Consider the following 13,621-nt stretch of genomic DNA (forward strand, 5'->3'; position numbering starts at 1 on the left):
TGTGCACCTGCTTGTTGTATGGTCGCTGTTTTTATTTCACTTCAATTTCGCCACGACTTCCAGCAGCTCGCTCAACCGTGATACCTCATAAGTCGGCCTCACATCCTGCACATCCTCTGCATGATGATTAAGCCACACGGACGGAATACCTGCTCTTGCTGCCCCCGCTATATCGGTATAAGGATTATCGCCCACCATCAATGCCTCATTCTGATGAACAGACGTTAAGCCACACGCATGCTCAAAAATAGCTGGATCCGGTTTTCCCTTTCCATACGATCCAGATATGACAATCTGGTCAAAATAGGCTTTTAATGCCGGTGTTATGCTCAATTTTTTCTGCTGGAGTCCCGTTAACCCGTTCGTCAGCAAAAGCAGCTGGTAATGTTCCCGCAGTTTATTTAATACCTCAAATGTTTCCTCATAGACAAACTGACGGGTCTCGCGTTCTTGTTTAAACGTTTCAGCGATCTCGCCTGCTAAATGCGGATCATCAACCTCTGCCTGCTGTAAGGCTGTTGTCCAGGTTTTCCTTCTGTATTCTGGCAGCATTTTTGTCAGCTGGACACCTGGGTGCTCATTATCAGCATCAGCCCATAACCCTTCCAAAGGGCTAATGCCTATTCTATCGCCAAGATTATATGTATCGAAGGATGTAAACAACTCTGGCGCTCGTTCCCGGATCGCTTGTTCCAGCTGCCCTGGATCAGCATCCGATTTTTCTGCAGCCAGCTCACACGCTGTTTTTAATGCTTCATCGACACTTTTTTTATCCCATATCAAGGTATTATCCAAATCCAGAAAAATAGCCTTAAGCATAGACTCACCCCCCTCCCTGAGATGTTTATCTGCTGACTAAATAATAACACAATTCCCCTTTGAAAATGAGTTAAAGACGGCCAGATTTGTTTCCAAGTGATGGTTTTGACGCAGCACTCTGCACCATATCAATTTCAATACCCTGATCTAGGCGACGTGCACTCATCACGATGAACAAATACGCAATACCTAAGGAGACAGCAGCCATCAGAATAATACCGGATGCCATAACCATAACCGGATAAGCTGCTTTCCAGCTCAAAAGCGTATGAATCAAACTTGATACCATGCTGAAAATTCCTAGGCTGCTTTGGCTGGCTGAGCCGGTAACATTCATCGCGTCAACCGGTATCAGGACGATAATAAATGGAATCAGTGTTACGAATAGATACACGAATGAAACGATGATAAGCATAAAACTGGTGCCAAAGGTTAATCTGTTCTGCGGATTTGACGGGTTATATTTGGCACCGATTGTTCCAAACCATATGCCAATGCTGCTGATGCCAGTTGTTATCACAGCTTTTATAGCAATACCAGTGAGAAACTGTGTAACGGACCACCCTAAAAAGAGGCCTATAATGATCTCAATCACTGTTAAAAGTAAAAATGACAGCAGCCAGCTGATCCACAGCTTGCCAAGCGCAATATGTCTGCCAGATAGCGGCAAGACACGCAGCAGCCAAATGGATAAGGCTTCCCGCGCAATAGCCGAAGCAGCCAATTGGCCGTTAAACATGGCGTACATAAACAGCAATAAAACTTGAGCAATCGGCCAGCTTATTTCCGCGGAACCCCGCAAATCACTGAGATCCGCTCCGCCTGACAGGGCACCAACAAAACCAAACACAAGAAAAAAGACAAGCGGCATAAACACGAGCCATTCACGCATATCGCGCTTAACGGTCAGCCATTCTTTTTTGCCGACAGCGATCGCCGGGTGATGCAATTGAGACCGAGCCGTCTTCCGGGAACCTTTTCGCTGCTTTTTCCCACCGCCTTCATTCAATCGCACCCAGCCTGTGCGGAATCCTTTTTCCACCAGTGCCAGCGTCAGCATAACGATGACAGCAGCAAGTGTCAGTATCATAAGAAACGGCAGCAGAAAATCAAGCGAACCGGCTGATGCTGCTATAATCGCCTGACTCCCCCATGTTACGGGAGCCCATTCTGGAAATAACGGCAATCCTTCCAAAATCAATTCAGACAATGGACGTTCGTTCAGCAGTGTGGGCAGCATAAACAGACCATATGTCAGCAGGCCGGAAAGCAAACTCATAACAGTCATAAACTCGCTGGCTTTCGCTGCAGGAATAATCTGAACCAGCAGCAAATTAGCCAGGTAGGCAAGTGAAAGACCTATAACAACGAAGGCTATTAGTACAAGCATCACAACCGGGTAATACAGCCAGCTGACACCGGTCGCCGCGCCATAAACGTAAACAGGGATGATTAAAAACACAAATACAAGTAAGGGAATCCCGGCAAAGCTTTGTAAATATTTAACCCAAAAGATAATCCGTGTCGGAATGGGCATGGTAAATAACAAATTCAAATCTGTCGCTGAATACAGCTGTTTAAACACTTGAGGCATGCCCAGCAGCAAAATAAGTCCAATGCTCAGCAAAAATCCGTATGAAAGCATACCGGTGAAAACAGGCTCGGTGATGAGATCGTGTATAAACCAGATCCCCATCGAGAGCCATAGCAGTAACATCGCAAGGACCGCAAACACGATGCCATAACTGACATAATTTTTACCAGGCTGTGTTTTAATGGAATTAAGCATCATTTTCCACTGATTTTTTAACATGGCCTTCATCATGTTGCATCACCATGATTGGTCATTTCACTGATAATCGCCTGCTGATCCTCACCGCCGGTCAATTCAAGAAAGATATCTTCCAGACTTTTATCGGCATCGTCACCGCCCCGCAGCTCATCCATGGTTCCCAGCGCAATCACTTCGCCTTCATAAATGATTCCTACGCGGTCACACATTTCTTCAGCTATTTCAAGAATGTGGGTCGATAAAAACACGGTCATTCCGCTCGCGCACAATTGCTGGAGAAGATTTTTCAGCGTGCGGGCACTTTTCGGATCAAGTCCCACCGTCGGCTCGTCCATAAACAGCACATCCGGCTCGTGGATCAGTGCACCGCATAAGGCTATTTTTTGTTTCATCCCGTGTGAATAACTTTCGATAAGGTCATTCGCCTGTTCCGTGAGATTGAAACTGGCCAGAAGTTCATTCGCCCTTTCCTGGAACCAGTCTTTCTGCAGCTGAAAAACGGATGCAACAAATTCAAGATAGTCCCATCCGGTTAATTTGGGATAAAGATTGGGCTGATCCGGTACATAAGCAAGCTTTTCTTTCGCTTTCAGCGGATGCTGCCAGATATCGATACCCGAAATTTCTGCGGAACCATTCGTCGGCTCCAGCAATCCGGTGAGCATTTTAATCGTTGTCGTTTTGCCTGCACCATTTGGTCCAAGAAATCCAAACAATTCCCCTTTTTGCACGGCAAGATTCAAATCCTGGACGGCCTGATGTTTCCGATATGATTTAGCAAGATTCGTCAATTCAAGTGCCGCATGCATGATTCTTCCTCCCCAAAATGTTTCATTCCATTATAGCAGAAATTAACAACTGATGCCGGTGCGATTTATAGACTTTTGCGTCATTACCAGAGCATTAAAAAGCACACAGCGGCGTGTGTGCTTTTTTAATAAGATCCTTACAAACCGTGATGCGGATTATGCTTTTGTCCTGAATGATTGCGCTGTTTATCCTTGTGAGATCCCTTTAGCGGTTCACCATAAGGCTGTTTTGGGCTCTCTGGCAAGTCCGGTTCTTTCTGCTGCTTAGGTCCTTTCGGTTTGCCACCCATTCATTTGCCTCCTTTGTGGTTCCTGCTTAGCGTTTGAGGAAATAATGAATTTATCCTGCAGAAAATCAGGAAATTATATGATTACCGCATTTTCGGCTTTCCCGTTTAAATGAGCGGTCAGACGGTAAAAATAAACTCACTGCCAATAGTCGGGATCTGTCATTTGCTCATCATCTTTTATGTCCTCAAGATCAGCGGGCGTAATCTGGTACAACGGATAATCCCCTTCGTATGTCTGGATTTCCTGATAAATATACTGATTACTGCCCTGGAAATCCTCATCCAAAAGCATCAGACAGCTATCACTTTTAGCAACCAGCCACTTGTTGCTCGCCTGATACTGGTAAGGCCCACGATAATCGCCTTGATAAAGCGGTTTGTAAAAATCAGCAGAAGCCATAAGCCCCTGATAAAGTTCCTGAATTGACTCAGGCCAGCGCCCGTCCTGATGTTCAAACGGCGGGATAAGCGCCAGTTTAAGACCATATTGGTCGCGCAGATTTAGCGCCACTTCACCGGCCCATTGTTCAACACCCCTTTTGCCGGAAATCAGCACCCACTCAAGCCCTTCGTCGATCAAGCCAATCAATCGTTGTTCAATCGCCGCCTTAATGATGTTAATCCGTTCATCATCCGGCTGAAAGATATTAATTTCCATTGGTTTATAACCTGTTACCAGAAGCACTTTCATAACCTTCCGCCTTTCCGGGTTTTTTACCCGATCAATCCGGCCTGAAAATAGGGCCGTCATGGACATACGTATGATACTCGCCTGATTCGCCCATTGGACAAACATCCGAATAAGTCATGATATCGGAAACAAATGACTGATCCAGTTTACGGCCAGCCCAGTTTTGCGGAAGTTTTTCGGAATCCACCTTAATAACCTCCGCTTCAAAACCCAGAGCGATAAAGTCACATAGCCATCCCGCAGCTTTCGCTTGTTCCGACCATAGGGGGTAAACAGGCTCGACACCAGCCCGTGCAGCCAGCTTCTCGCCCCATTCACGGTGACCCTGCAGATAAATATCGCCAAAAGCCATGCCGTCAATACCGTAGCGCTGTTTCATGTCGCTGATATACCAGATAAAATCATCCTCATACGTGGGAAAATTCGTCTCAATAAAATAAACAGGAATGTCCAGCCGCTCCGCTTGCCGTTCGACACGTTCCAGTTTTTCGTTATGGGCTACTGTTTCCTTGCTGTCCTCCAATACCGTCGTCAGTAAACACTTAACGTCCACACCCTGCTTCTGCAAATAATAGAGCGCCAGACAACTGTCCTTCCCGCCGCTGAACGACAGGGCTACTTGCTTTGGCACCACTACCTCCCCCTTTACCAGCATGTTTTCATTCATTATATACTTACTTCTATAGCCATGCTAGCAGTTTTATCGCTGCGTTTACCAGCTGGACGGACCCTGCCATTTTCGATACGCTGGTTATGCATAGCTATAGTAACTGCTGAATAAGTCAGGAGGATGAATCCATGCCCATTCCAATCACACAGATCAAACTAAAACGTTTACGTATGAAACTCAATCACCCCTTCACGACCAGTTTCGGGGAGATGCGGGATAAGGATTTTTTCATAACTGAAGCGATTGACACAGAGGAGAGAAGCGGTTTTGGCGAATCAGTCGCCTTTCCAGCACCCTGGTATACCGAGGAAACCGTGGAAACGAATGCCCATGTTATGAAGGACTTTTTAATCCCGCTATTACACGAAAACACAATTAGTCATCCACACGATGTTCGTGAGATTTTCAGCCCCATTAAGCGGAATAATATGGCGAAAGCGGCTCTTGAAGGAGCGATTTGGGATCTTGACGCCAAGCGGAAAAACCAGACACTTGCTGAGGTGCTTGGCGGCCATAAATCGGAAATTGACGCAGGCATCAGTATCGGAATCCAGCCAACCATAGACGATCTGCTGCAGAAGGTGGGGGATCATATCCAGCAGGGCTATAAGCGTATTAAACTTAAAATCAAACCGGGTTCAGACGTTAAAACCCTTCGGGAAGTCCGGAAGCAATTTCCCGATATCCCTATCATGGCCGATGCCAATTCAGCTTACACGCTTCAGGACCTTAACCGGCTTAAACAACTGGATGAATTTAATTTGATGATGATCGAACAACCGCTGGCACATGACGATATCACTGATCATGCGCAACTGCAGGCATTGATCCAAACACCTATATGTCTGGATGAGAGCATTCACTCAGCTGCTGATGCGCGTAAGGCGATTGATCTGGGCAGCTGCAGGGTCATCAATGTGAAAATTGGCCGTGTCGGCGGGTTAACTGAGGCCTTGGCTATTCACGACCTGTGCCGCGAGCGTGGTATTGATGTATGGTGCGGGGGAATGCTGGAAGCCGGTGTCGGCCGGGCGCACAATATTGCTTTAACAACCCTGCCGCAATTTAACCTGCCCGGCGATACAGCTGGCTCATCACTTTACTGGGAACGTGATATTATTCAGCCTGAGGTGATCGTTCATAACGGCACGATTACGGCCCCAGATAAACCAGGTATTGGCTATGAGATCGATCAAGAAGCACTGGAAGCCTATATGATCGATGAAATGGTATTTGATTTATAAAAGGCACGGTTCACAGACCGGACGCAGAGCTGTGCACATGCACCTGCATAAAACGGGGCTGGAACAAGCTTATTTTCATCACATAAAACCTGAACAGCTCGCATAAATAGTTAGAGAAAGCCCGCTCCGAAAGCAGGCATTGCTTTCCGCGGGCGTCTCCGTCTTTTCCTCACACTAAATCTGGATCTTGTTCGTTTTTAGAGCGAATCATTTAACTATTGTCCCAGCCCTGCTTTGAATGGTTCCTATTTTGTGAATGCTTCAGTTAAAGGAATAACAACCTGCTTCTTGCGGGAAACGACCCCTTTTAAGAATGCTCGATTATTGTCATCCAAAGAAACGTCAAAGGCTTGTTCGGCACGGTCTGTAGCTGTGCCCAATACGAGAACATCTGAGTCATTCTCCAGAATATCAGTGGCAACGAACAGGAATAAGTCAAGACCATTGTCCTTGATCAGCTGGTCAATTTCCTTTTCAATGGCAGCCTGTGATTCATAAATCTGGTTCGTATCCACAGCATTTACCTGCGCAATCTGAACTTTGGCATCGCCCATTGTAAACTCTTTTGCATCCATCGTGGTCAAGTCATAGGCTGATTTATCACTTAAGTCTGCTCCAGCCTTCAGCATATCCAGGCCATATGTCTCCACATCAACGCCAGCAATACCTGCCAGCTCATACGCCGCCTCCCGGTCAGCTTCGGTGCAGGTCGGGGACTTGAGGAGCAGCGAATCCGACATAATTGCTGACAGCAAGAGCCCCGCATTTTTCGGCGATACAACGACACCTTTTTCTTTATACATGTCATTTAAAATCGTTGCCGTACAGCCGACAGGTTCCACACGCATATAAAGCGGTTCTTTCGTTTCAAAATTGGCTACGCGGTGATGATCAATCACCTCTGAAATCCGGAAGTCCTGTAGGTTATCAGCGCTTTGCTGACTTTCATTATGATCCACTAAAATAACATCGCTGACATCGCCGCCGACTTCTTCAATCCGCTCCGGAGCCTCGGCGCCAAAGTAATCCAGCGCATATTGTGTTTCTTGATTAACGTCACCCAGGCGGGCAGGCTGTGCCTCAACACCCAGTACACTTTTTAGATCAGCATAGACAAGTGCTGAGCAAATCGTATCGGTATCCGGACTTTTATGCCCGAAAATTAACGTCTTACGCATTATCGATTACTCCTTTAATTCCGTTTATCGTATTTCCAGTTATAAGATTATCATAAAAATATGGTGAATGAATACTAATTTGTGTCGTTCCATGTCACTGTGATGTTTAAAAATGGCGTTATAAACCTCCAGGTGAATTAAATCGTTAGTCAAGTCGTGGAACGCGGCGTACGCATCAGCTGTTTCTGCTGTTATACCATTGAATAACCGATTGTCTGATGGACGAATCATTCGTTTCTTCAACTTCCGATCCGCCCGTATAAACAACGCGCACATAATCTTCCTGCCCGTCCTGAAAATGGACTAAAAAGTAATCGTCTTTTGGAGAAGGAACAATGGCAACAATTGTCTCATCCGGATAATGGTCATAGATGCTTGCTTTAATAGCTTCGTCTAAATTCTTCGTAATGTTTGAATCAGCAATATACTGAGACACTTCCTGCCGATTGGTATCCGGGCCAAGTTTGTGATTAATCTGCTGAAGCAGACGAATATTTTCCGCAAAACCAATGAACAGCATCCCTGCAATAAAACCGCCGGCCGTCCAGACAAAAAAGTTAGACCAGCCTGACCCTGTATAGAACACATTCATCGCCGTACTGATCAGGCCGATTATCAGACCTGCAATCATATGGGCAGTGCCGATGGCAAACAGCAGTCTGGCAATATTATTTCGATACACGTGCGTGACCCCCTTTTCCTATACAAATTTGTTATGTATCATTAATTAAGTATCTTACGTTCGTTTCATAGCCGTTGGCGACATTCAGAAAGGATGATTCCATGAATAAAATCGTTATAATTGGCGCCGGTATATTAGGTGCTTCCACAGCTTACGAACTGGCAAAAACAGGCGCAGAGGTAGTCATAATTGACCGGCATGATGACGGCCAGGCAACTGATGCAGCAGCTGGCATTATTTGTCCATGGCTCTCCCAGCGCCGGAATAAAGCATGGTATGAACTGGCAAAAGGCGGCGCACGCATTTATCACAGATTAATTCAGGAACTCGCAGCTGATGGTGAGACCAGAACAGGCTATGCCCAAACCGGTGCTATCAGCATTCATACCGATGAACAAAAGCTCATCGCCAAAAAAGAGCGAGCTCTGAAGCGCCGGGAAGATGCTCCGGAAATCGGCGATGTCACACTGCTTGATGCCCAGGAGACGAACAAACAATTCCCACATCTCAGTGAAGATTACGCCTCCGTCCATGTCAGCGGTGCTGCCCGTGTCCATGGCCGCGCTATGCGGGACGCCCTTATAAGAGGAGCTCAGAAACATCATGCAACTATCATTCACGGGGACGCACAGCTTATCCAAAACGGCTCAAGGATCACCGGTGTAACCGTTAACGGCGAATCAATCGAGGCTGATCAAGTCATCGCTGCGTGCGGCGCTTGGATGCATGAGCTGCTCGCACCCTTGAATATTAAGTTTAACGGCACATCGCAAAAAGCGCAAATTCTGCATCTGCAATCCCCCAGCACAGATACATCTGACTGGCCTGTTGTCATGCCTCCAAATGATCAATTCATGCTGACCTGGGACGACCGGATCATCATTGGAGCGACGCATGAAGATGATGCTGGATTCGATAGCCGTGTCACAGCCGGCGGAATGCAAGAAATTTTAACGAAGGCGCTGAATGTTGCACCAGGCCTCGAGACGAGTACAGTGCTAGAGGCACGTGTCGGGTTCAGACCGCATACTCCGGGATTTTTGCCAGTTATAGGCCCCATACCTGGTATCGACGGACTGCTTATCGGCAATGGCCTTGGGTCTTCGGGACTCACCACCGGCCCATTTATCGGCCGTCAGCTGGCCCATCTGGCACTTGGGGATGAATTGGCAATTAATTTGGCAAATTATGATCCCGCCGGCGCTATAGACCATTAAGAAAGATATGTGAAATAAATTTACAGAAAAGGAATGATTTGCTAATCTTATATTAGAGATAATAAGGAGGCATGCTCTGTGGGGAAAAAAATTGTTTTTCTGCTTATTGTCATTACACTGATCGTGATGATTGCCGGCTGGTTTGGACTGCAATATTTCATTGATGAGCACGATATTGACCGTAATACATCTTCAGCGCCAAACGAGATCATATGGCACTCAGATCATGTCATATAGCCGCCGGCTTTCAGCACAGCCCCTTATAAAATCATACTGATGGTCCCAAGCGAGACCGGAACTAACATGCGCTCCGGCCTATTCAACTTTGATCATCGCATTTGAAATCGTAAATCTGATAACCATTTTTTCCGGACTGTTTAGCTTTATAAAGCTGATTATCAGCCTCTTCCAGCAAGGTCCTGGATGACTCGGGGGTACTGGATGATGATATAACAATTCCCAGACTGGAAGTTGTGGTAAATTCGTGCTGCCCAATACACCACGCTTGGTTGACGGCTTGCTGAATGCGATCCACCACTTTAAGCACATCACATGTCCCCTCAATACCAGGCAGCAACAGCATAAATTCATCACCGCCGTGACGAGCCAGCAAATCATTGCCCCGAACATTTTTATTGACACGTTCAGCGAATTCCTGAATCGTTTGATCCCCGATGTGATGTCCCAACTGGTCATTGATTGTTTTAAATTGATCCAGATCCATCATCATAATGGCTAAACAGTCAGTGCGTCCAGCCATATCTTCCAGCTGCCATGAAAGCTGCTCCATAAAGTAACGACGGTTCGGAAGACCTGTTAATGGATCATGATAAGCCATATACTGCAGTTTCAGTTCATAGTCCTTCCAAATCGTAATATTTCGGGTGACAACTACCATATGCGTGAAAGCATTGTTCGCATCATACACCGGCGTTCCGCGCAGTTCTGACCAGATATACTCCCCTGACCGGTTCCTTTGTCTGAACTGATCCTGCCACACGATATGTGTTTCGACTGAATGTCTGAACGACTCCACGAGTGGTTTCGTATCATCTGGGTGAATGTTGTGAAGAAAGTGTTTCCCAATATACTCCTCAGCATCGTGCTCCAATATTTTTTCATAGGACGGTGATACATAAGTAATGTAGCCGTCATGATCAATCATCGTGATTAAGTCATTGGTATTATCAGTAATAATACGCAGCCGATTTTCGCTTTCCCGGAATTTTTGTTTATTTTCCGTCAATTTATCCAATGAACGACGCAGCTTACGCTCATTTGCTTTTTGATCACTGACATCCCGGACAAGAGCTGCGATATGACTGCATCGCCCGTCAGTAAACAGAGGTGTGAGTGTCGTTTCCGAATATTTGGTCCCTGCTGTCGACTCATAATGATCCTCGTATGTAACAATATCTTCTGTTTCAAGAACTTTCCGGTATTGCTGCACTAAATGATCGGCTATAGTGACAGGATAAACATCATGAATTGTCTGCCCAATCACATCTGCTGTCAGGCCCGTCCACTCCTTAGCGGCTTGATTTAAAAAATCATAGTAAAATCTCCCCTGTTCATCAACAGTGATAACGAATACAATTTCGCCAATCCCTTTGGCCAATACTCTTTGAAATAATGATGCATCAGACGATTGCAATCAGAACCCCCCCACTTCATTTATTTAATTTTAATATTGAAAGATCTTCGAAATCGAAGCGCCACTTACATTATAGCGTTTTTTTAAAATTTTTCTAGTCTTTTTTGCCTATTTCCCGATTTTCATTTCAGAAAATATAAACATATTGTGATGAAAGAACTAAACTTTTATACTGACTGATACGTTACACTCTTTTTTGCAGATTAACACTTAACTGCTCGTAGGCTTCCGATTCCTGCGTCATATCTAAAGCCCGATAAACTTTAGCCAGCCATTTCGGTGGTTTCGGGTCGTCTGGCTTGAGTTCAGTCTCCCAGCTGAAACAGTCGATAGCCTGCTCGGACTGGCCGAATTCATAGTATAATTCACCCAGTACCTGCATGTGATCCAAGTCATCCTGATGAATCAGCAGATAGTCAATTTTTTGATAGATGGGATGAACGGCAGGGCGATCATAAAACGGCTCCAAAAGCTCTTTCACATCACATGGGCCATGTGTGTTCAGCAGCATTGAAACATCGTCATGAATAAGCTGTTGAGCTGCTTTCGGGTTTAGTTGAAGTGTTAATTCAAACAAGGTCCGCAATGAGGTCGGGGTAAGTGACGCTGTATTGACATCCAGCTTTTCAAGTAAGTCGCTGATTGCTTGAGCCTGCTGCTTATTAAGGGTTAAATCAGGATCATTGTACAGATGCAAAATATTCACGATGTCAGCCGCTTCAATAAAAGCCGTCAGCAGGTCTTGTTTCAGCGGAGGGTAATGAGGGAGGAAACGATACAAGTCTTCCAGTATATATGTGCGCTGCTCAGTGGTCAAATACGTATCAAGCATTGCTTTAAGCGCCTGATAGTGTTCATCTGATGCCGTCCCGATTAAGGCTTCACGATACAGGTCTGTCATATCCATCCATCTGGATTGGGTGTCCAGCAGATTTATGAGTCTTGAAAAATAATGGTTCCTTTCAGCATAAAAGACTTTCTCCGCAAAAATCAGGTCGTCAGACAACAATTTGTCAGCTTTTGCACTATATAAATCGGCATATTTCCGAAACTGTCTGTCGTTTGACAGCTCCCGGACAAGACTGTGGTCTGGCGCGAAATCCATTAAAATCCGAATGATCCGGTAGCCCAGAAACATTTGCCCTTTGCGGCGATAACCATAAAATACTGAGAGGATTTCATTAAATAAGCGTTTTTTAGAAATGAATGATTCAAAAAATGTTAGGATAAAGGCTTTCTCCTGGGGCGTATAATGCTTATCAAGCTTCTGGAGCAAAGGGTCGAAGCCTGTGATGCGGCATGGTGCATTTTCCGACAGAAGGGTATCGATAAACGGATGTGGGGCGCTCGAAACCATACCGTATTTAAAAGCAGACGCGATAAACGAATAACGCCGCAGTTTCTTTGCCTTAACAGCTGTCAGGTAGTGATGTTTATAAAAGAAGAGATAATAAACACTTTGATTGCTGCTGCAGGCTTCGATAATCTGGGCACCTTGATAAAGTGTTATTCTGTCGGCTCGCAGCTTAAGCGCCTTCTGGCTGTTTGTGTAAATCTGAAACTGATCGGTCATCATACGTTATTCCCCCTGCCTTTTTAACCTATTATAACATAGCAGATTATTATATGAGTCTGTGAAAGCTTATCCGGTATGACCAGACTCTGAACGATAACAACTCATACGCTGTGAGGTGGTTTGTTCTATTACCGGGCTCATTCTCAGGTAGATGAACTTATCCTGTCTCCCTTTTTCCAGGTACAATCGCATAACTGTTAGTATATCATACTCAGTGGAAGCGTTTAACATCAGCGCGGGGAGCAAATGCCTTGATCCCTAGCAAAAAATCGAATTCAGCCGTATGTTGACGTATGTTATGGTTAGCAGTGCACAATCCTATAACAGATAAGAGGAGGTCATAACATGGCAGTTGATCACGAAAAAATTGAGAAGGCAGCACATATGATTTTAGAAGCAATTGGCGAAGACCCTGAGCGGGAAGGCCTGGTTGATACACCAAGCCGCATGGCCCGCATGTATGAAGAAGTCTTTCAGGGGTTGGAACAGGACCCTAAAGAATATTTCGCTACCATTTTTGGCGAAGACCATGAGGAACTTGTCTTAATCAAAGACATTCCCTTTTACTCCATGTGTGAGCACCATCTCCTGCCGTTTTACGGTGTGGCGCACGTCGGCTACATACCGAAGGGCGGCCGGGTAACCGGGTTAAGCAAACTGGCAAGAGCCGTTGAGACCGTCACCAGCCGGCCGCAGCTGCAGGAACGCGTAACATCAACCATTGCGGATTCCATGAGAGAAACACTCGATCCGCATGGTGTTATAGTTGTCGTTGAAGCTGAGCATATGTGCATGACCATGCGCGGGATTAAGAAACCTGGTTCCAAAACCGTCACCTCAGCTGTCCGGGGTATTTTCCAGGAAGATGCCTCATCACGGGCAGAAGTGCTTAGTTTGATTAACGGGAATAACAGCTAAATAATAAAGCTGCTAAGCTGAAAGCAGCCGTATTGGTTGAACAGGTTAAAGCTGATCTGAGTCCATTTTATTTCCCAGGAC

14 protein-coding genes are annotated in these 13,621 nt (G+C 45.7%); 4 read left to right on the forward strand and 10 right to left on the reverse strand.

What is annotated here, in order from left to right:
- Positions 1-36: 36 nt before the first annotated feature.
- The 6 genes from ACFQU8_RS03750 to ACFQU8_RS03775 form a co-directional block, all read right to left on the reverse strand.
- Positions 37-819, reverse strand: a complete 783-nt coding sequence (locus ACFQU8_RS03750; RefSeq protein ID WP_382357833.1) for an HAD family hydrolase — start codon at positions 817-819, stop codon at positions 37-39.
- Between the two features lie 70 nt (positions 820-889).
- Positions 890-2,632, reverse strand: coding sequence for a putative ABC transporter permease subunit (locus tag ACFQU8_RS03755; protein ID WP_382357834.1), 1,743 nt, complete (start codon positions 2,630-2,632; stop codon positions 890-892).
- An 8-nt stretch (positions 2,633-2,640) separates the two neighbouring features.
- Positions 2,641-3,420 (reverse strand): ABC transporter ATP-binding protein, encoded by a 780-nt coding sequence (locus ACFQU8_RS03760; RefSeq protein WP_382357835.1) that lies wholly within the window; start codon positions 3,418-3,420, stop codon positions 2,641-2,643.
- A gap of 137 nt (positions 3,421-3,557) precedes the next feature.
- Positions 3,558-3,710, reverse strand: a complete 153-nt coding sequence (locus ACFQU8_RS03765; protein WP_382357836.1) for a small acid-soluble spore protein P — start codon at positions 3,708-3,710, stop codon at positions 3,558-3,560.
- Positions 3,711-3,846: 136 nt separating this feature from the next.
- The gene (locus tag ACFQU8_RS03770) at positions 3,847-4,401 is read right to left on the reverse strand and encodes an SLOG family protein (RefSeq protein WP_382357837.1); all 555 of its coding nucleotides are present in this window, start codon (positions 4,399-4,401) and stop codon (positions 3,847-3,849) included.
- 31 nt (positions 4,402-4,432) lie between these two features.
- Positions 4,433-5,032, reverse strand: a complete 600-nt coding sequence (locus ACFQU8_RS03775; RefSeq protein ID WP_382357838.1) for a Dph6-related ATP pyrophosphatase — start codon at positions 5,030-5,032, stop codon at positions 4,433-4,435.
- Positions 5,033-5,199: 167 nt separating this feature from the next.
- Here ACFQU8_RS03775 and menC point away from each other — a divergent pair, with 167 nt between their 5' ends.
- The gene (gene menC / locus ACFQU8_RS03780) at positions 5,200-6,315 is read left to right on the forward strand and encodes an o-succinylbenzoate synthase (protein WP_382357839.1); all 1,116 of its coding nucleotides are present in this window, start codon (positions 5,200-5,202) and stop codon (positions 6,313-6,315) included.
- A gap of 245 nt (positions 6,316-6,560) precedes the next feature.
- Here menC and ACFQU8_RS03785 read toward each other — a convergent pair whose 3' ends face one another.
- Together ACFQU8_RS03785 and ACFQU8_RS03790 are read right to left on the reverse strand one after the other, a co-directional pair.
- Positions 6,561-7,493: a manganese-dependent inorganic pyrophosphatase gene (locus ACFQU8_RS03785; protein ID WP_382357840.1), complete on the reverse strand. Its 933-nt coding sequence runs from the start codon at positions 7,491-7,493 to the stop codon at positions 6,561-6,563.
- Positions 7,494-7,668: 175 nt separating this feature from the next.
- Positions 7,669-8,175: a hypothetical protein gene (locus ACFQU8_RS03790; RefSeq protein ID WP_382357841.1), complete on the reverse strand. Its 507-nt coding sequence runs from the start codon at positions 8,173-8,175 to the stop codon at positions 7,669-7,671.
- Between the two features lie 101 nt (positions 8,176-8,276).
- Between ACFQU8_RS03790 and ACFQU8_RS03795 the strand changes: the two genes are divergently transcribed.
- Positions 8,277-9,392 (forward strand): NAD(P)/FAD-dependent oxidoreductase, encoded by a 1,116-nt coding sequence (locus tag ACFQU8_RS03795; RefSeq protein ID WP_382357842.1) that lies wholly within the window; start codon positions 8,277-8,279, stop codon positions 9,390-9,392.
- A gap of 78 nt (positions 9,393-9,470) precedes the next feature.
- Positions 9,471-9,629: a hypothetical protein gene (locus tag ACFQU8_RS03800; RefSeq protein ID WP_382357843.1), complete on the forward strand. Its 159-nt coding sequence runs from the start codon at positions 9,471-9,473 to the stop codon at positions 9,627-9,629.
- A gap of 82 nt (positions 9,630-9,711) precedes the next feature.
- On the opposite strand, the gene ACFQU8_RS03805 is transcribed toward ACFQU8_RS03800, so the two are convergent.
- Both ACFQU8_RS03805 and ACFQU8_RS03810 read right to left on the reverse strand, forming a co-directional pair.
- Positions 9,712-11,046: a diguanylate cyclase domain-containing protein gene (locus tag ACFQU8_RS03805; RefSeq protein WP_382357844.1), complete on the reverse strand. Its 1,335-nt coding sequence runs from the start codon at positions 11,044-11,046 to the stop codon at positions 9,712-9,714.
- A 184-nt stretch (positions 11,047-11,230) separates the two neighbouring features.
- Positions 11,231-12,622 (reverse strand): hypothetical protein, encoded by a 1,392-nt coding sequence (locus ACFQU8_RS03810; protein WP_382357845.1) that lies wholly within the window; start codon positions 12,620-12,622, stop codon positions 11,231-11,233.
- 345 nt (positions 12,623-12,967) lie between these two features.
- Between ACFQU8_RS03810 and folE the strand changes: the two genes are divergently transcribed.
- Positions 12,968-13,540, forward strand: a complete 573-nt coding sequence (gene folE, locus ACFQU8_RS03815) for a GTP cyclohydrolase I FolE (RefSeq protein WP_382357846.1) — start codon at positions 12,968-12,970, stop codon at positions 13,538-13,540.
- Positions 13,541-13,621: the final 81 nt, after the last annotated feature.

It is taken from the genome of Lentibacillus kimchii (assembly GCF_042666895.1).
Taxonomy (GTDB): Bacteria; Bacillota; Bacilli; order Bacillales; family Amphibacillaceae; genus Lentibacillus; species Lentibacillus kimchii.

Bases quoted from the DNA above. Each gene is read 5' to 3' on its own strand.
- ACFQU8_RS03750 (WP_382357833.1), bottom strand. From the start codon at position 819: ATGCTTAAGGCTATTTTTCTGGATTTGGATAATACCTTGATATGGGAT.
- ACFQU8_RS03755 (WP_382357834.1), bottom strand. From the start codon at position 2,632: ATGTTAAAAAATCAGTGGAAAATGATGCTTAATTCCATTAAAACACAG.
- ACFQU8_RS03760 (WP_382357835.1), bottom strand. From the start codon at position 3,420: ATGCATGCGGCACTTGAATTGACGAATCTTGCTAAATCATATCGGAAA.
- ACFQU8_RS03765 (WP_382357836.1), bottom strand. From the start codon at position 3,710: ATGGGTGGCAAACCGAAAGGACCTAAGCAGCAGAAAGAACCGGACTTG.
- ACFQU8_RS03770 (WP_382357837.1), bottom strand. From the start codon at position 4,401: ATGAAAGTGCTTCTGGTAACAGGTTATAAACCAATGGAAATTAATATC.
- menC (WP_382357839.1), top strand. From the start codon at position 5,200: ATGCCCATTCCAATCACACAGATCAAACTAAAACGTTTACGTATGAAA.
- ACFQU8_RS03785 (WP_382357840.1), bottom strand. From the start codon at position 7,493: ATGCGTAAGACGTTAATTTTCGGGCATAAAAGTCCGGATACCGATACG.
- ACFQU8_RS03795 (WP_382357842.1), top strand. From the start codon at position 8,277: ATGAATAAAATCGTTATAATTGGCGCCGGTATATTAGGTGCTTCCACA.
- ACFQU8_RS03810 (WP_382357845.1), bottom strand. From the start codon at position 12,622: ATGATGACCGATCAGTTTCAGATTTACACAAACAGCCAGAAGGCGCTT.
- folE (WP_382357846.1), top strand. From the start codon at position 12,968: ATGGCAGTTGATCACGAAAAAATTGAGAAGGCAGCACATATGATTTTA.